This is a genomic window from Pseudomonas sp. NFX71 (assembly GCF_048079215.1).
GTDB lineage: Bacteria > Pseudomonadota > Gammaproteobacteria > Pseudomonadales > Pseudomonadaceae > Aquipseudomonas > Aquipseudomonas fluorescens_B.
Genome location: NZ_CP182230.1, coordinates 3,229,621 through 3,246,780, shown reverse-complemented (window position 1 = coordinate 3,246,780; position 17,160 = coordinate 3,229,621). Strand labels below are relative to the sequence as shown.

General features: G+C 60.6%; 13 protein-coding genes. 9 read left to right on the top strand and 4 right to left on the bottom strand.

Features of this window, described 5'->3' with window-relative positions:
- The first annotated feature begins 117 nt into the window (after window positions 1-117).
- Together ACM1ZW_RS14880 and ACM1ZW_RS14875 are read left to right on the top strand one after the other, a co-directional pair.
- Window positions 118-1,323: an aminotransferase class V-fold PLP-dependent enzyme gene (locus ACM1ZW_RS14880; protein ID WP_416740766.1), complete on the top strand. Its 1,206-nt coding sequence runs from the start codon at window positions 118-120 to the stop codon at window positions 1,321-1,323.
- Window positions 1,320-1,724 (top strand): SufE family protein, encoded by a 405-nt coding sequence (locus tag ACM1ZW_RS14875; protein WP_416740765.1) that lies wholly within the window; start codon window positions 1,320-1,322, stop codon window positions 1,722-1,724. The genes ACM1ZW_RS14880 and ACM1ZW_RS14875 overlap by 4 nt, the downstream gene beginning before the upstream one ends.
- Before the next feature lie 144 nt (window positions 1,725-1,868).
- On the opposite strand, the gene tcdA is transcribed toward ACM1ZW_RS14875, so the two are convergent.
- Entirely contained in the window at window positions 1,869-2,687 is an 819-nt protein-coding gene (gene tcdA / locus ACM1ZW_RS14870) for a tRNA cyclic N6-threonylcarbamoyladenosine(37) synthase TcdA (protein WP_017336691.1), read from the bottom strand.
- Window positions 2,688-2,958: 271 nt separating this feature from the next.
- Here tcdA and ACM1ZW_RS14865 point away from each other — a divergent pair, with 271 nt between their 5' ends.
- The 4 genes from ACM1ZW_RS14865 (at window position 2,959) to ACM1ZW_RS14850 (ending at window position 8,185) form a co-directional block, all read left to right on the top strand.
- Window positions 2,959-5,550 (top strand): glycosyltransferase, encoded by a 2,592-nt coding sequence (locus tag ACM1ZW_RS14865; RefSeq protein WP_416740764.1) that lies wholly within the window; start codon window positions 2,959-2,961, stop codon window positions 5,548-5,550.
- A 220-nt stretch (window positions 5,551-5,770) separates the two neighbouring features.
- Complete coding sequence (dapE, locus tag ACM1ZW_RS14860; protein ID WP_017336689.1) at window positions 5,771-6,922, top strand: succinyl-diaminopimelate desuccinylase; 1,152 nt, start codon at window positions 5,771-5,773, stop codon at window positions 6,920-6,922.
- Complete coding sequence (locus ACM1ZW_RS14855) at window positions 6,922-7,731, top strand: putative RNA methyltransferase (RefSeq protein ID WP_416740763.1); 810 nt, start codon at window positions 6,922-6,924, stop codon at window positions 7,729-7,731. The genes dapE and ACM1ZW_RS14855 overlap by 1 nt, the downstream gene beginning before the upstream one ends.
- 76 nt (window positions 7,732-7,807) lie before the next feature.
- Window positions 7,808-8,185, top strand: coding sequence for a hypothetical protein (locus ACM1ZW_RS14850; RefSeq protein ID WP_017336687.1), 378 nt, complete (start codon window positions 7,808-7,810; stop codon window positions 8,183-8,185).
- 94 nt (window positions 8,186-8,279) lie between these two features.
- On the opposite strand, the gene ACM1ZW_RS14845 is transcribed toward ACM1ZW_RS14850, so the two are convergent.
- Complete coding sequence (locus ACM1ZW_RS14845) at window positions 8,280-8,489, bottom strand: cold-shock protein (protein ID WP_017336686.1); 210 nt, start codon at window positions 8,487-8,489, stop codon at window positions 8,280-8,282.
- Window positions 8,490-8,725: 236 nt separating this feature from the next.
- Between ACM1ZW_RS14845 and plsB the strand changes: the two genes are divergently transcribed.
- From plsB to ACM1ZW_RS14830, 3 genes are read left to right on the top strand one after another with little or no spacing between them, the layout of a single operon-like run.
- Window positions 8,726-11,227, top strand: coding sequence for a glycerol-3-phosphate 1-O-acyltransferase PlsB (gene plsB, locus ACM1ZW_RS14840; protein WP_414879494.1), 2,502 nt, complete (start codon window positions 8,726-8,728; stop codon window positions 11,225-11,227).
- A 52-nt stretch (window positions 11,228-11,279) separates the two neighbouring features.
- Window positions 11,280-11,678 (top strand): YbaY family lipoprotein, encoded by a 399-nt coding sequence (locus tag ACM1ZW_RS14835; protein ID WP_416740762.1) that lies wholly within the window; start codon window positions 11,280-11,282, stop codon window positions 11,676-11,678.
- Between the two features lie 38 nt (window positions 11,679-11,716).
- Entirely contained in the window at window positions 11,717-12,406 is a 690-nt protein-coding gene (locus ACM1ZW_RS14830) for a DUF4197 domain-containing protein (RefSeq protein ID WP_017336683.1), read from the top strand.
- Between the two features lie 565 nt (window positions 12,407-12,971).
- Here ACM1ZW_RS14830 and ACM1ZW_RS14825 read toward each other — a convergent pair.
- Window positions 12,972-16,037 carry an efflux RND transporter permease subunit gene (locus tag ACM1ZW_RS14825; RefSeq protein WP_416740761.1) on the bottom strand — a complete coding sequence of 1,022 codons (3,066 nt, stop codon included), beginning with the start codon at window positions 16,035-16,037 and terminating at the stop codon, window positions 12,972-12,974.
- Between the two features lie 6 nt (window positions 16,038-16,043).
- A complete protein-coding gene (locus ACM1ZW_RS14820; RefSeq protein ID WP_017336681.1) occupies window positions 16,044-17,144 on the bottom strand; it encodes an efflux RND transporter periplasmic adaptor subunit in 1,101 nt (366 codons plus the stop codon).
- Window positions 17,145-17,160 lie beyond the last annotated feature (16 nt).

Below are 17,160 nucleotides of genomic sequence, written 5' to 3'. Positions count from 1 at the left end.
CTGTGGGGGCAGGCTTGCCCGCGAAGGAGCCTTTGAGGCTGCCAAAAAGCTTCGCGGGCAAGCCCGCTCCCACAAGGTCAGGCGCATATCCGCCCATGTTCACCAGGGCCGAACAACATGATGATTCCCTCTCCCTGGCGCGCCGATTTTCCGGCCATCGCCGCTCTGCAACGGCAAGACCAGACCTATCTGGACAACGCCGCCACCACTCAAAAACCTCAAGCCCTGCTGGATGCCCTGGCGCATTACTACGCCAATGGCGCGGCCAACGTGCATCGGGCGCAACACTTGCCCGGCGCGCATGCCACCCAGGCATTCGAGGACAGCCGCAGCAAAGCCGCCCACTGGCTGAATGCCGGCGATTGCGGGCAGATCATCTTTACCCACGGCGCCACCTCCGCGCTGAACCTCCTGGCCTATGGCCTGGAACACGTGTTCAATCCGGGCGACGAGATTGTCATCAGTGCCCTGGAGCATCACGCCAACCTGCTGCCATGGCAGCAACTGGCCCACCGTCGCGAGCTGAAGCTGGTGATCCTGCCACTGGCTACCGACGGTTTGATTGACCTCGATGCCGCCGCGTCGCTGATCGGCCCTCGAACCCGCTTGCTGGCGGTCAGTCAGTTGTCCAACGTGCTCGGCGCCTGGCAACCGCTGCCCGCCTTGCTGGCGATGGCCAAGGCACACAGCGCGTTGACCGTGGTCGATGGCGCTCAAGGCGTGGTCCATGGTCGGCATGACGTGCAGGCACTGGGCTGCGACTTCTACGTGTTTTCCAGCCACAAGCTCTACGGTCCAGATGGTCTGGGCGTGTTGTTCGGACGCCATGAAGCGCTCAAGCAACTGCGCCATTGGCAATTCGGCGGCGAAATGGTGCTGGACGCGGATTACCAGCACGCACGCTTTCGCCCGGCGCCGCTGGGATTCGAGGCGGGCACGCCGCCGATTTCCAGTGTGATCGGCCTCGGGGCGACGCTGGATTACCTCGCGGGACTCGACCAGGACGCCGTCTCGGCCCATGAAGCGGCACTGCATGACTATTTGTTGAAAGGCCTTGAGGCCCGCAACGGCATCCGGCTGCTGGGCAAACCGCAACTGGCGCTGGCGAGTTTTGTCGTCGAGGGTGTGCATAACGCTGATCTGGCGCATTTGCTCACCGAACAGGGCATCGCAGTACGCGCCGGTCATCACTGCGCCATGCCACTGCTGAAAAGCTTTGAACTGGCCGGGGCGATTCGGGTGTCGTTGGCGCTGTACAACGACTCCGAAGATCTTGAGCGGTTCTTTGAAGCACTGGATCAGGCGCTGGAGTTGTTGCGATGAACTTGCCGGCTGACGCCATCACGGCGCTGGATACTTTCCAGAAGACGGCGAGTTGGGAACAACGGGCGCGGCTGCTGATGCAATGGGGCGACCGTCTGCCCGTGTTGAGCGATGTGGACAAGGTGGAGGCCAACCGTGTGCATGGCTGCGAAAGTCAGGTGTGGTTGGTCGGCGCGTTGCAGGACGGCCATTGGCAGTTCAGCGCGAGCAGTGATGCACGCCTGATTCGCGGGTTGGTGGCGTTGTTGCTGGCGCGGGTTAACGGGCTGTCGGCGGTTGAGTTGCAGCAGGTGGATTTGCCGGAGTGGTTCAACCAGTTGGGCTTGTCCCGACAACTGTCGTCCTCGCGGAGTAATGGCCTCAACGCCGTGTTACAGCGGATGAATGAGTTGGCTCAGTAGCCCTGTGGCGAGGGAGCTTGCTCCCGTTCGGCTGCGAAGCAGTCGTACATCGTTGTACACGAGGCTCCTGAAACACCGAAATTCCCGGATTTGGGGCCGCTTCGCAACCCAGCGGGAGCAAGCTCCCTCGCCACACAAGTCCGTTTACGGTGCTGGCTTCAACTTATCCGCCGGCCGTCGCACCCCAGCCACAATCTTATCCACAGCCTTGGTCGCCGCGACCATGCCAAACGTCGCCGTCACCATCATCACCGCGCCAAACCCGCCGGCGCAGTCGAGCTTCACGCCATCCCCGACAAAACTCTTCTGCAAGCAAATGCTGCCATCCGGTTTCGGATAGCGCAGCTGCTCGGTGGAAAACACGCACGGCACGCTGTAATGACGGGTCACGGTGCGGGAGAAGTTGTAATCGCGGCGCAGGGTCGAACGTACCTTAGAAGCCAATGGATCATTGAACGTTCGGTTCAAGTCGCAGACCTGAATCAACGTCGGATCAATCTGCCCACCCGCCCCGCCAGTGGTGATGATCTGGATCTTGCGGCGTTTGCACCAGGCGATCAGCGCCGCTTTTGCGTTGACGCTGTCGATGCAATCGATCACGCAGTCGATATTTGGCGTGATGTACTCGGCCATGGTCTCGCGGGTGACGAAGTCCGGCACTGCGTGCACCGTGCAGTCGGGATTGATTCCGCGCAAACGCTCGGCCATCACCTCGACCTTGGGTTTGCCGACCGTGCTGTCCAGCGCGTGCAGCTGGCGGTTGGCGTTGCTGACGCAGACGTCGTCGAGGTCAAACAGGGAAATCTCGCCAACGCCGCAACGGGCGATGGCTTCCGCCGCCCAGGAGCCGACGCCACCGACGCCGACGATCGCCACGTGGGCCGCACGCAAGCGCTCAAGCCCTTCGATGCCATACAAACGGGCGATGCCTGCAAACCGCGGATCTTCTGTACTCATGACCATTACCCCAAAAACCGGCGCGCATTATAGGGCCGTCGGCGGCCAAGAGCATCTTTGAGCTATGAACGGGCGTCCTGACCTCATTATTCAGCCTGCACAGAACCAAGATTTAACCTGCAGGGTCCAACGAAAGAACTTAAGCCAAGTTGGATTGCCCAACGTCCGGCTTTTCCCTGTCCGCTGTACGGTCAGGGAAAGCACGGTGTAGGATGCGCGCCCCTTGGCAGTCGCCGACCGTAACTTCGTTCCACAGCCTTTGGAACCCGAAATAGCTATGTCATCGCGTAAATTTGGACTCAACCTGGTCGTGGTGCTCGCCATCGCAGCCTTGTTTACCGGCTTCTGGGCGCTGATCAACCGCCCGGTCACCGCCCCCAACTGGCCCGAACAAATCTCCGGGTTCTCCTACTCGCCGTTCCAGCAAGGCCAGTACCCGCAGAAAGAGCAGTATCCGACCGACGATCAAATGCGTCGGGACCTGGAGATCATGAGCAAGCTGACGGACAACATCCGTACTTACTCGGTCGATGGCACCCTGGGCGACATTCCCAAGCTGGCTGAAGAGTTCGGCCTGCGGGTCACCCTCGGCATCTGGATCAGCCCGGACCTGGAACGCAACGAGCGCGAGATCACCCGAGCCATCGAAATCGCCAACTCCTCCCGCAGCGTGGTTCGCGTGGTGGTAGGCAACGAGGCGATCTTCCGTAAGGAAATTACCGCTGCGGAACTGAGCGTGCTCCTTGATCGCGTCCGTGCCGCCGTGAAGGTCCCGGTCACCACGTCCGAGCAATGGCACGTCTGGGAAGAACACCCGGAACTGGCCAAGCACGTCGACCTGATTGCCGCGCACGTTCTGCCTTACTGGGAATACGTGCCGGTGGACAAGGCCGGCCAATTCGTCCTCGACCGCGCCCGCGACCTGAAAAAGATGTTCCCGAAAAAACCGCTGTTGCTTTCGGAGGTTGGCTGGCCGAGCAACGGCCGCATGCGTGGCGGCACCGATGCGAGCCCGGCGGATCAGGCGATCTACCTGCGCACGCTGGTGAACAAGCTCAACCGCCAAGGCTTCAACTACTTCGTGATCGAAGCGTTTGACCAGCCGTGGAAAGCCAGTGACGAAGGTTCGGTGGGCGCGTACTGGGGCGTTTTCAACGCCGCGCGTCAGCAGAAATTCAACTTCGAAGGCCCGGTGGTCGCGATTCCGCAATGGCGCGTGCTGGCCATCGGCTCGGCGGTACTGGCCTTGCTGTCCCTGACCTTGCTGATGATCGACGGCTCGGCCCTGCGTCAACGTGGCCGTACCTTCCTGACCTTTATCGCGTTCCTGTGCGGTTCGGTACTGGTGTGGATCGGTTATGACTACAGCCAGCAATACAGCACCTGGTTCAGCCTGACGGTCGGATTCCTGCTCGCACTCGGCGCGCTCGGGGTGTTTATCGTTCTGCTGACCGAGGCCCACGAACTGGCCGAAGCGGTCTGGACCCACAAGCGGCGGCGTGAATTCCTGCCCGTTGTAGGCGATTCGGACTACAGGCCGAAAGTGTCGATTCACGTCCCTTGCTACAACGAGCCGCCGGAGATGGTCAAACAGACCCTCAATGCCCTGGCCAACCTTGATTATCCGGACTTCGAAGTCCTGATCATCGACAACAACACCAAGGACCCGGCGGTCTGGGAACCGGTGCGCGATTACTGCGCAACCCTCGGCCCGCGCTTCAAGTTCTTCCACGTCGCACCGCTGGCCGGTTTCAAGGGCGGCGCGCTGAACTACCTGATTCCGCACACCGCCAAGGATGCGGAAGTGATTGCGGTGATCGACTCCGATTACTGCGTCGACCCGAACTGGCTCAAGCACATGGTGCCGCACTTCGCCGATCCGAAAATCGCTGTGGTGCAGTCGCCGCAGGATTACCGCGACCAGAATGAAAGCACCTTCAAGAAGCTCTGCTATGCGGAATACAAAGGCTTCTTCCACATCGGCATGGTCACCCGAAACGACCGCGACGCGATCATCCAGCACGGCACCATGACCATGACCCGTCGCTCGGTGCTCGAGGAGCTGGGCTGGGCCGACTGGTGCATCTGTGAAGATGCCGAACTGGGTCTGCGCGTGTTCGAGAAAGGTTTGTCTGCGGCGTATTACCACACCAGCTACGGCAAAGGGCTGATGCCCGATACCTTTATCGACTTCAAGAAACAGCGTTTCCGCTGGGCCTACGGTGCGATTCAAATCATCAAGCGTCACACCGCGAGTTTGCTGCGCGGCAAGGACACCGAGCTGACCCGCGGCCAGCGTTACCACTTCCTCGCGGGCTGGTTGCCGTGGGTGGCAGATGGCATGAACATCTTCTTCACCGTCGGCGCACTGTTGTGGTCGGCGGCGATGATCATCGTTCCGCAGCGAGTCGATCCACCGTTGCTGATTTTCGCGATCCCGCCATTGGCGCTGTTCGTGTTCAAGGTCGGCAAGATCATCTTCCTTTACCGTCGCGCCGTTGGCGTGAACCTGAAGGATGCGTTCTGCGCGGCACTGGCAGGCCTGGCGTTGTCGCACACCATCGCCAAAGCGGTGCTGTACGGATTCTTCACCAGCAGCATTCCGTTCTTCCGTACGCCGAAAAACGCCGACAACCACGGCTTCTGGGTGGCGATTTCGGAGGCCCGTGAAGAGGTGTTCATCATGTTGCTGTTGTGGGGCGCGGCGCTGGGGATCTTCCTCGTGAACGGGCTGCCGAGCAACGACATGCGCTTCTGGGTGATCATGTTGCTGGTGCAGTCGCTGCCGTACCTGGCGGCGCTGATCATGGCGTTCCTGTCCTCGCTGCCGAAACCGGCGGTCGAGGCCGAAACGGCACCGGCAGTCTAAATCTTTGCAGATGCACTAAACGGCGGCCAATGGCCGCCGTTTTGCTTTAAGATAACCGCCATTTTGCAGGGCTTGGCGTGATATCCATCCCTGTGGGAGCGAGCCCGCTCGCGATGGCAATGTAACAATCACCGTTTATGTTGACTGCCACACCGCCATCGCCAGCAGGCTGGCTCCCACATTCAGTCCGCGCCCACATTCATGATCTCCGGAGTTTTCCATGACGGCCCACGCCGACCTTTCGCCGACCCTTCAACTCGCCATCGACCTGATCCGCCGTCCGTCCGTGACGCCGCTCGACGCCGATTGCCAGAAGCAGATGATGCAGCGCCTGGGCGATGCCGGTTTCACCCTGGAACCGATGCGCATCGAAGATGTGGATAACTTCTGGGCCACCCACGGCAAACACGACGGCCCGGTGCTGTGTTTCGCCGGTCACACCGACGTGGTCCCGACCGGCCCGGTAACGGCCTGGCAGATCGACCCGTTCAACGCGCTGATCGACGAACACGGCATGCTCTGCGGCCGTGGCGCGGCGGACATGAAAGGCAGCCTCGCGTCCATGACCGTGGCCGCCGAGCGCTTCGTCGCCGACTACCCGGATCACAAGGGCAAGGTCGCGTTCCTGATCACCAGCGACGAAGAAGGCCCGGCGCATCACGGCACCAAGGCGGTCGTCGAGCGCCTCGCCGCTCGCAAGGAGCGTCTGGACTGGTGCATCGTCGGTGAACCGTCGAGCACCACGCTGGTGGGTGACGTGGTCAAGAACGGCCGTCGCGGTTCCCTTGGCGCCAAACTGACCGTGCGCGGTGTGCAGGGTCACGTCGCTTATCCACACCTGGCCAAGAACCCGATCCACCTCGCCGCCCCGGCGCTGGCCGAACTGGCCGCGGAACACTGGGACCACGGCAACGATTTCTTCCCGCCGACCAGTTTCCAGATTTCCAACGTGAATTCCGGCACGGGCGCGACCAACGTGATCCCGGGTGATCTGGTGGCGGTGTTCAACTTCCGCTTCTCCACCGAATCCACCGTCGAAGGCCTGCAAAAGCGCGTCGCCGACATCCTCGACAGGCATGGCCTGGACTGGCACATCGACTGGGCGCTGTCCGGCCTGCCGTTCCTCACCGAACCAGGCGCGTTGCTGGATGCCGTGGCATCAAGCATCAAGGACGTCACCGGTCGCGACACCAAGGCGTCCACCAGCGGTGGCACCTCCGACGGCCGCTTCATCGCGACCATGGGTACACAAGTGGTTGAACTGGGCCCGGTCAACGCGACGATCCACCAGGTCAACGAGCGTGTGCTGGCCGCTGATCTCGACGTACTGACCGAAATCTACTACCAGACCCTGATCAAGTTGCTCGCCTGATGCTCGCCTGCCCGATCTGCAACGAACCGTTGAACGCGGTGGACAATGGTGTGGCCTGCCCCGCCGGGCATCGTTTCGACCGTGCGCGCCAGGGTTATCTGAACCTGTTGCCGGTGCAGCACAAAAACAGCCGCGACCCAGGGGATAACCTGGCGATGGTTGAAGCCCGACGCGACTTCCTGAACGCCGGCCACTACGCGCCGGTGGCCAAGCGCCTCGCTGAACTGGCGGCTGAATACGCGCCGCAGCGCTGGCTCGACATCGGTTGTGGGGAGGGTTACTACACCGCACAAATCGCCGAGGCCTTGCCCAACGCTGACGGTTACGCGCTGGACATCTCCCGGGAAGCGGTCAAACGCGCCTGCAAACGCAACCCGCAGCTGACCTGGTTGATCGCCAGCATGGCGCGGGTGCCGCTGGCCTCTGGCAGCTGTCAGTTTCTCGCCAGTGTCTTCAGCCCGCTGGACTGGGAAGAAGCCAAGCGCTTGCTCAGTCCCGGCGGCGGCTTGATGAAAGTCGGGCCGACCAGCGGCCATCTGATGGAATTGCGCGAACGGCTGTACGATGAAGTGCGTGAGTACACCGACGACAAGCACCTGGCGTTGGTCCCGCAAGGCATGGCTTTGCAGCACAGCGAAACCCTGGAATTCAAACTGATGCTTTCAAGTGGTCAGGATCGCGCCAACCTGTTGGCCATGACACCCCACGGCTGGCGCGCCAGCGCCGAACGCCGGGCGGCGGTCATCGAACAGGCCGAGCCGTTCGAGGTCACCGTGTCGATGCGTTACGATTACTTCGTACTTCAATAATTTTTTGGTCTTGAGCAACGGCTTGAGGCCGGCTAAATCCGCGAATGGATTTTTCAGACCCGCAGTGAGGACATCCATGCGCCAACCCGATATCGAGATTTACCTGAAAGACGCCGACGTCGACTACAAGGCCGTTGCCACCTGGCTCGGTGAAGCTTTGGGCCCGTGTACCGACTGGGTTCAGAAAGGCCAGACCTACAAGTGCAAGGCCGGCAACGTGCCGGTGACCTGGTTGCCGAAAGCCGTAGGAAAATGGAACAGCCTTTACCTGGAAAGCGACCAGACGCCGTGGGAAGACGACATCGCCTGTGCCCGCGCCGCGTTTGCTGCGCTGAATGTAGAAGTACGTTGTGCGCCGGGCAGCTGGGTCGAGGAAGAAGGTGAAGAGACAGCGGATCGCTGGATGCGCATCAGCGCCGACGGTGAAGAAGAGATCACCTGGAAAACGGCTTAAAAAGCAAAAAGATCGCAGCCTTCGGCAGCTCCTACAGAGTGTTCATCCTTCAATGCAGGAGCTGCCGAAGGTTGCGATCTTTTGATCTTAAGGCTTAAAGCCCCACCACATCCTCAGCCTGCAACCCCTTCTCGCCGGTCACTACCGCGTACTCGACCTGCTGACCTTCCGTCAACGAGCGGTGGCCTTCACCGCGAATCGCACGGTAGTGCACGAACACATCCACCCCGTCCGCGCGCTGAATAAAACCGTAGCCCTTGGCGTCGTTGAACCACTTCACATTGCCGGTTTCACGTGTTGCCATTTGTTCATACCCCTTTTTTATTATTGATCGGGCTTTTCGCAGGAAAGCCTCGGTAACAGTGCTTGCGCGGACCAGGTGCCACTATCTAGCCAGTGCGGGCTCGCCGAGTATATGACAGCTGCCAAAACTCTCAACTCAACTTTACTTAGGCGCTTTTTTGCCGATTTTCGGTGAATCCGGCACACTATCGGCCGCCCGAGCAAACGCTCGGTTTTATTCACTCATGCAGATGCCGTATGACCCGTTCCCCGTTCCGCCGTCTTGTGTTTGGCACCCTGCGCCGATTGCTCTATCTCTGGGTTCGCTCCGAGACGATCAATCAGTCGTCGTTCACCCTCAACCTCGACCGCAGTCGTCCGGTGTTCTACGTCCTGCAAAACCCTTCACTGACCGACCTCGCCGTGGTCGACACCGAATGCAGCAAGGCTGGCCTGCCTCGCCCGGTGTTACCGGTGTCTGTCGGCAATCTGCTGGAACCCGCCGCGTTCTTTTACCTGACACCGGACCCCGACTGGCTCGGTCGCCAGGACAAGCGCGGTGCGCCGCCAACCCTGACCCGCCTGGTCAGCGCCCTGAGCCAGAATGCCGCCGAAGACGCGCAGATCATCCCGGTCAGCGTGTTCTGGGGGCAATCGCCGGACAGCGAATCGAGTCCGTGGAAACTGTTGTTCGCCGACAGTTGGGCCGTTACCGGACGTCTGCGCCGCTTGCTGAGCATCATCGTGCTCGGACGCAAGACCCGCGTGCAGTTCTCCGCGCCGATCCACCTGCGCGAACTGATCGATCACAACAAAGGTCACGAGCGTACCGTACGCATGGCCCAGCGGATTCTGCGGGTGCACTTCCGCAACCTCAAAGCCGCCGTCATCGGCCCGGACATTTCCCACCGGCGCAATCTGGTCAAGGGCCTGCTGAATCAGCCGCTGGTCAAGCAAGCGATTCTCGACGAAGCCGAGCGGGAAAACATCTCCCCGGAGAAAGCCAAGGCCCAGGCCCTGCGCTACGGCAACGAGATCGCCTCGGACTACACCTACACCGCGATCCGATTTCTGGAAGTGGTGCTGAGCTGGTTCTGGAACAAGATCTACGACGGGATCAAGGTCAACCACATCGAAGGCGTGCAGAAGGTCGCCCAAGGTCACGAAGTGATCTACGTGCCGTGCCACCGCAGCCATATCGACTACTTGCTGCTGTCCTACTTGCTGTTCCGCAACGGCCTGACCCCGCCGCACATCGCCGCCGGGATCAACCTCAACATGCCGGTGATCGGCAGCCTGTTGCGTCGTGGCGGTGCGTTCTTCATGCGTCGCACGTTCAAGGGCAACCCGCTGTACACCTCGGTGTTCAACGAATACCTGCACACCCTGTTCACCAAAGGCTTTCCGGTCGAGTACTTCGTCGAGGGCGGCCGTTCGCGCACCGGGCGCATGCTGCAACCGAAAACCGGGATGCTCGCGATCACCCTGCGCAGCTTCCTGCGCTCGTCGCGCATGCCGATCGTCTTCATCCCCGTGTACATCGGCTACGAACGCGTGCTGGAAGGCCGGACCTACCTCGGCGAACTGCGCGGTGCGAGCAAAAAGAAAGAATCGATCTTCGACATCTTCAAAGTCATTGGCGCGCTCAAACAGCGCTTCGGCCAGGTGGCGGTGAACTTCGGCGAGCCGATCAAACTGGCAGAATTCCTCGACAGCGAGCAGCCAGACTGGCGCCAACAGGAACTCGGCCCGCAGTTCAAACCGGCGTGGCTCAACGAAACCACCAACCGCCTCGGCGAAAAAGTCGCGCAGCACCTGAACGAAGCGGCAGCGATCAACCCGGTCAATCTCGTGGCGTTGGCATTGCTGTCCACCAGCCGTCTGGCTCTGGATGATCGGGCCATGGCACGGGTGCTGGATCTGTATCTGGCGCTGTTGCGCAAGGTGCCGTACTCGCCGCACACCACGCTGCCGGAGGGTGACGGGCGCGCACTGATCGAGCATGTGAAAGACATGGATCTGCTGTCCGAACAAAGTGATGCACTAGGCAAGATTCTGTACCTGGACGAGCAGAACGCCGTCCTGATGACCTATTACCGCAACAACGTGCTGCACATTTTCGCGTTGCCGGCGCTGCTGGCGAGCTTCTTCCAGAGCGCTTCGCGCATGAGCCGTGAGCAGATCCTGCGCTACACCCGCGCACTGTATCCGTACCTGCAATCGGAGCTGTTCATTCGCTGGTCGCTGGACGAACTGGATGCCGTGATCGATCAATGGCTGGAAGCGTTCGTCGAGCAGGGCCTGCTGCGTTTTGAAAATGACGTTTACCTGCGCCCGGCGCCGAGTTCGCGGCATTTCGTGTTGCTGACCTTGCTGTCGAAGAGCATCGCCCAGACGCTGCAACGCTTCTACATGACCGTTTCCCTGCTGCTCAACAGTGGCCAGAACAGCATCAGCGCCGAAGAACTGGAGGACCTGTGCACGGTGATGGCCCAGCGCCTGTCGATCCTGCACGGGCTGAATGCCCCGGAGTTCTTCGACAAGAGCCTGTTCCGCCACTTCATCCAGACCCTGCTTGACCTGGACGTGCTCAAGCGTGACGAAGCCGGCAAGTTGAGCTATCACGAACTGCTCGGCGAACTGGCCGAAGGCGCGGCCAAACGGGTATTGCCGGCAGAAATTCGTTTGTCGATTCGTCAGGTGGCATTGCATCGTAGTGAAGATGCCGCGGATCTGGTCACCACCCAGCCCGAGACTTGACGAAAAAATCTGTGGGAGCGGGCTTGCTCCCACATCAGATTGGAAATATCAGATGAAAAAACTCTCTCTATTGGCCATCGCCGCTTTGCTCGGAGCCTGTCATTCGATGCAGCCCGCCGCCAAAACCAGCCTCGATGGCGAAGTCTTCTACCTGCAACGCATCGCCCTGCCGCCGACCGCCATCCTGAGCGTCAGCTTGCAGGACGTGTCTCTGGCCGACGCCCCCGCCGTGGTACTCGACGAACAGATGGGCCCCGTCAAAGGTCAGGTGCCACTGCCATTCCATCTGAGTTACGATCCGGCTCAGGTCAAACCCGGACATCGATACTCCGTCAGCGCGCGCATCGAGGTGGATGGCAAACTGGTATTCATCACCACCGAACACCATGCCGTGCAACTGGATGGCAGCGATCCGCAGCCACTGAAAATCCGCGTCGACGCTGTCCGCTAAATGTCTTTTGCTCAATTTTTCCGAACAAGGAAGCCGCCATGTTCCGCCCTACCCTTCGCTTCGCCGGCCTCTGCGCAGGCTTGATGATTTCCGCCAGCGCCATGGCGCTATCGCTCAGTGACCTGTCGCAAAAAGACGCCACCGGCGGCCTCAAGGACGCCCTTACCCAAGGCGCGCAACTGGCCGTCAAACAACTCGGTACACCGGGCGGGTTCAGCAACAACCCCGACGTGAAAATCGAACTGCCAGGCAAACTGGGCAAGGTCGCCAGCAAGATGAAGCAGTTCGGCATGGGCGACCAGGTTGATCAACTGGAAACCAGCATGAACAAAGCGGCAGAAACCGCCGTGACCCAGGCCCAGCCGATCCTCGTGGACGCCGTGAAGAAAATGTCCGTTGAAGACGCCAAGGGCATCCTCAGCGGCGGCAACGATTCGGCCACCCAATACCTGAACAAAACCAGCCGCGAACAAATCCGCGCCAAGTTCCTGCCGATCGTCAAGCAAGCCACCGACCAGGTCGGCCTGGCCAAGCAGTACAACTCGTTCGCCGGCCAAGCCGCGACCATGGGCGTGATCGATACAAAAAATGCCAACATTGAAAGCTACGTCACCGAACAGGCACTGAACGGCTTGTTCGAAATGATCGGCAAACAGGAAGAAACCATTCGCCAGAATCCTGCAGCGGCAGCGACCAGTCTGGCGAAGAAGGTGTTTGGCACCCTCTAAGCCTCAACGCCGATCCTGTGGGGCCTAGCCTGCTCGCGAAAGCGGTGTGTCACTCGAATTTGATATCTACGACACACCGCCATCGCGACCAAGCCCGCTCCACAAGATCAGCGTATATCCGAGAGAACAAGTCGACTGTCAGCCCGCCATCGCGACCAAGCCCGACGCCTACACAAGCAGATACCCCCCCACCCCCCACCAAACCACGAGGTCGAGCGTTAGCTCGCCTTGCGCTCTTGATCTTGATCTACCCGCCCCTTCGGGAGGCTGAGTGGAGGTGTTCATCCGGGGAGTGGCGCACAGCGCCGTTCGACGCAGTCGAACTCATCGCATGTAGGTGCCAGCGAAGCCAACCGGAGGGCGATGCCCCCGGATGAATGCCGGAGCGAAGGAACGCCGAGCCTTAGCGAGGGGCCGGACGCTCGGGGCGAGACCTTTTGGTTCCTTTTGGGGCGTTTGCCAAAAGGGACTCGCCGTAAGGGCGAAACCGCCAGCAGCCGTTACCGCAAAAAAGGATATGTACCCAGCCAACAAAAGCCTGGTCGGCCCAAAGGCCGCCAAGACCTCAAACCGGTTCTTTCTTGATGCGGAACCAAGCCGCATACAGCGCCGGCAAAAACAGCAGCGTCAACGCCGTCGCCACAATCAGCCCCCCCATGATCGCCACCGCCATCGGCCCGAAGAACACGCTGCGTGACAGCGGGATCATTGCCAGCACCGCAGCGAGCGCGGTCAGGACGATCGGCCGGAAACGACGCACCGTGGCCTCGATGATCGCCTGCCAGGGTTTGAGCCCGGCGGCGATGTCCTGCTCGATCTGGTCCACCAGAATCACCGAGTTGCGCATGATCATCCCGGACAGCGCAATGGTGCCGAGCATGGCCACAAAACCAAACGGCTGGCGGAACACCATCAGGAACAGCGTCACGCCGATCAATCCCAATGGCGCTGTCAGAAACACCATCACCGTGCGTGAGAAACTGCGAAGTTGCAGCATCAGCAACGTCAGCACCACCACAATGAACAGCGGCACACCGGCCTTCACCGAGTTCTGGCCACGGGCCGAGTCCTCCACAGTCCCGCCGACTTCCAGCAAATACCCATCAGGCAGCTCAGCACGGATCGGATCGAGCGTCGGCATGATCTGCTGCACCAGCGTCGCCGGTTGTTCCTTGCCGTAGATGTCGGCGCGAATCGTCACGTTCGGCAAGCGATTGCGGTGCCAGATGATGCCTTCTTCAAAGCCGTATTCCAGCGTCGCGATTTGCGACAGCGCCACGCTGCGACCGTTGTCGGTCGGCACCGCCAGGCTTGGCAGCAACGACAGTTCAGTACGCTCATGCAACGTTCCGCGCAAAAGGATCTCGATCAACTCGTTGTCTTCGCGGTACTGGCTGACGCTGGAACCGGTCAGTGAACTTTGCAGGAACTTCGACAGGTTCGCCGTGCTAACGCCCAGCGCTCGGGCGCGGTCCTGATCGACGTTCAGATAAACCACTTTGCTCGGTTCTTCCCAATCCAGATGGACGTTGGCCACGTGGGGATTTTCGCGAACCTTGGCCGCCACTTTGCGGGCCAGGGCGCGGACGTCCTCGATGTGTTCACCGGTAACGCGGAACTGCACCGGATAGCCAACCGGCGGGCCGTTTTCCAGACGCGTCACCCGCGAGCGCAGGGCCGGGAATTGCTCGTTGAGGGTTTCGATCAGCCAGGTGCGCAGGGTTTCGCGATCCTCGATGGTCTTGGCCAGGACGACAAACTGGGCGAAGCTCGCCGCAGGAAGTTGCTGATCCAGCGGCAGGTAGAAGCGCGGCGAACCGGTGCCGACGTAGGCCACGTAGTTATCGATGCCGGCGTGATCCTTCAGTAAACCTTCAAGACGTTTAACCTGGTCGGCGGTGTTGCTCAACGAAGCACCTTCGGCGAGTTTCAGATCGACCATCAGTTCCAGTCGCCCGGAGGCCGGGAAGAATTGCTGCGGCACAAAACGGAACAACACAATGGAGGCAATGAACAACAGCACCGTCAGCGCGATTACCGTCTTGCGCCAGCGCACGCACCACTCCACCAGACGTCGGACACGTTCATAAAAAGGCGTGGCGTAAGGATCCGGTTGCCCCGAGCCGTGTTTGGCGGCGTGAATCTTCGCCAGATCCGGCAGGAGCTTTTCCCCCAGATAGGGCACGAAAACCACGGCGGCAATCCATGACGCCAGAAGTGCGATGGTCACGACCTGGAAGATCGAGCGGGTGTACTCGCCAGTGCCCGATTGCGCAGTGGCAATCGGCAGAAAGCCTGCAGCGGTGATCAGCGTGCCGGTAAGCATCGGGAACGCGGTGCTGGTCCAGGCGTAACTCGCGGCTTTGATCCGGTCGAAGCCCTGCTCCATTTTGATCGCCATCATTTCCACGGCGATGATCGCATCGTCCACCAGCAAGCCCAACGCCAGCACCAGCGCACCGAGGGAAATCTTGTGCAGGCCGATGCCGAGGTAATACATGCAGGCGAAGGTCATCGCCAACACCAGCGGAATCGCCAGCGCCACCACCATGCCGGTGCGCACGCCGAGGGAGAAAAAGCTCACCAACAGAACGATGGCCAAGGCTTCCACCAGCACCTGTACAAATTCACCGACCCCGGTTTTCACCGCAGCGGGCTGATCGGAAACCTTGCGCAGTTGCATGCCGCCCGGAAGGTTTTTCTGGATTCGGGCGAACTCGATCTCCAGTGCCTTGCCCAGCACCAGAATGTCGCCACCGTCCTTCATCGCCACGGCCAGACCGATGGCGTCTTCGGCCATGAAGCGCATGCGTGGCGCCGGTGGATCGTTGAAACCACGGTGCACGTCCGCGACATCGGAGATACGGAACGTGCGATCACCGACGCGAATCGGGAAGTTCTTGATCTCTTCGACCGTCTGAAAATTCCCCGAAACCCGTAGCTGCAATCGTTCGCTGGTGGTTTCAAAGAAGCCAGCCGTGGACATCGCGTTCTGCTCTTCAAGCGCCTGCTGCACCGCTGCCAACGGCAAGCCGAGGGTGGCGAGTTTGACGTTGGAAAGCTCGATCCAGATCTTCTCGTCCTGCAACCCGAGCAGGTCGACCTTGCCCACGTCCTTGACCCGTTGCAGCTGAATCTGGATGCGGTCGGCGTAGTCCTTGAGCACCGCGTAATCAAAACCGTCGCCGGTCAGCGCATAGATATTGCCGAACGTAGTACCGAATTCATCGTTGAAAAAAGGCCCCTGAATACCTGGCGGCAGGGTATGACGAATGTCACTGATCTTCTTGCGCACCTGATACCAGAGGTCCGGGATTTGCACCGAGTGCATGGAGTCGCGAGCGACAAACGTCACCTGGGATTCGCCGGGGCGAGAGAACGACACGATGCGCTCGTACTCGCCGGTTTCCATCAGCTTCTTTTCAATGCGTTCGCTAACCTGGCGGGACACTTCCTCGGCAGTGGCCCCCGGCCAGTTGGTGCGGATCACCATCGCCTTGAAGGTGAATGGAGGGTCTTCGCTCTGGCCGAGCTTGGTGTAGGAAAGTGCGCCGACGACCGCCAGCAACAGCATCAGGAACAGTACGATCTGGCGATTACGCAGCGCCCATTCGGAAAGATTGAAACCCATCGGGGATTACTCCTTGTCCGCCAGATTGACCACGCGGTTGGAGCGATCCACCGGGCGCACTTGCTGCCCGTCATGAAGCACATGGACACCGGCGGCCACCACCCAGTCGCTGGCGTTCAGGCCTTCGAGCACCGGCACGGTTTTCTCGCCGAATGCACCGACCCGGACCGGGGCTTTTTTCAGGGTGTTGTTGGCGCCAAGGACCCACACGTAGGTGGCGCCGTTTTCCGCAGTGAGGGCCGACAGTGGCACCGACAGCGACACCACATCGGCGGTCTGGATGAACACCCGGGCGCTCTGGCCGAGTTCGGCCGGGACTTTGCCGGCAGTGAATGCAATGCGGGCGGCGAAGGTGCGGGACTTTGGATCAGCGGCGGGCGACAGCTCACGGATACGTCCGGCGAATCGTTGATCGGGTTGGGTCCAGAGTTCCACCGACACCGGCTGCCCGACCTTGAAACGACCGAAGCTCTGCTCCGGCAGGCTGATCAACACTTCGCGCTCGCCATCGGTGGCGAGGGTGAACACGGTTTGACCGGCGGCGACGACTTGCCCGACTTCCACCGCGCGCTTGGCCACGACGCCATCCTGAGGCGCGCGCAGCACCGCATAGCTGGCCTGATTGGTAGACACGTTGAATTCGGCCTTGATCTGCTTCAGGCGCGCTTCACCGGATCTGTAGAGATTTTCAGAATTGTCGTACTGGGAACGGCTGACCATCTGACGGTCCATCAGGGTCTTGTAGCGATCACGCTCGGCGCGTACGAGATTGAGATTGGCTTCGGCAGCCGCGACCTGAGCGCGGGTCGCTTCCAGTTGCAGGCGCACGTCCTGGGGGTCGAGCTCCGCCAAGGGCTGGTCGGCCTTGACCCGCTGCCCTTCTTCGACCAGTCGTCGGCTGACTTTGCCGCCGATGCGAAAGGCTAGGTCCGGCTCGTAGCGGGCACGGACTTCACCGGGATAGCTTTCCATCGCCTGGGCCGAGGGCTCTGGCTGCACGACCATGGCCGGCCGAACAGTGACTTGCGGCGCCTCTTCGTGACCACACGCAGACAATAAAAACGCCAGACTGATTGGCAACGCGAGGGGCAAGGCATAGCGGAACATGGCGAAGGACCTTTCG

What these genes read in the sequence shown, in the direction of transcription:
- ACM1ZW_RS14880 (WP_416740766.1), top strand. Translation starts at nt 118, where the DNA reads ATGATGATTCCCTCTCCCTGGCGCGCCGATTTTCCGGCCATCGCCGCT.
- ACM1ZW_RS14875 (WP_416740765.1), top strand. Translation starts at nt 1,320, where the DNA reads ATGAACTTGCCGGCTGACGCCATCACGGCGCTGGATACTTTCCAGAAG.
- tcdA (WP_017336691.1), bottom strand. Translation starts at nt 2,687, where the DNA reads ATGGTCATGAGTACAGAAGATCCGCGGTTTGCAGGCATCGCCCGTTTG.
- ACM1ZW_RS14865 (WP_416740764.1), top strand. Translation starts at nt 2,959, where the DNA reads ATGTCATCGCGTAAATTTGGACTCAACCTGGTCGTGGTGCTCGCCATC.
- dapE (WP_017336689.1), top strand. Translation starts at nt 5,771, where the DNA reads ATGACGGCCCACGCCGACCTTTCGCCGACCCTTCAACTCGCCATCGAC.
- ACM1ZW_RS14855 (WP_416740763.1), top strand. Translation starts at nt 6,922, where the DNA reads ATGCTCGCCTGCCCGATCTGCAACGAACCGTTGAACGCGGTGGACAAT.
- ACM1ZW_RS14850 (WP_017336687.1), top strand. Translation starts at nt 7,808, where the DNA reads ATGCGCCAACCCGATATCGAGATTTACCTGAAAGACGCCGACGTCGAC.
- ACM1ZW_RS14845 (WP_017336686.1), bottom strand. Translation starts at nt 8,489, where the DNA reads ATGGCAACACGTGAAACCGGCAATGTGAAGTGGTTCAACGACGCCAAG.
- plsB (WP_414879494.1), top strand. Translation starts at nt 8,726, where the DNA reads ATGACCCGTTCCCCGTTCCGCCGTCTTGTGTTTGGCACCCTGCGCCGA.
- ACM1ZW_RS14835 (WP_416740762.1), top strand. Translation starts at nt 11,280, where the DNA reads ATGAAAAAACTCTCTCTATTGGCCATCGCCGCTTTGCTCGGAGCCTGT.
- ACM1ZW_RS14830 (WP_017336683.1), top strand. Translation starts at nt 11,717, where the DNA reads ATGTTCCGCCCTACCCTTCGCTTCGCCGGCCTCTGCGCAGGCTTGATG.
- ACM1ZW_RS14825 (WP_416740761.1), bottom strand. Translation starts at nt 16,037, where the DNA reads ATGGGTTTCAATCTTTCCGAATGGGCGCTGCGTAATCGCCAGATCGTA.
- ACM1ZW_RS14820 (WP_017336681.1), bottom strand. Translation starts at nt 17,144, where the DNA reads ATGTTCCGCTATGCCTTGCCCCTCGCGTTGCCAATCAGTCTGGCGTTT.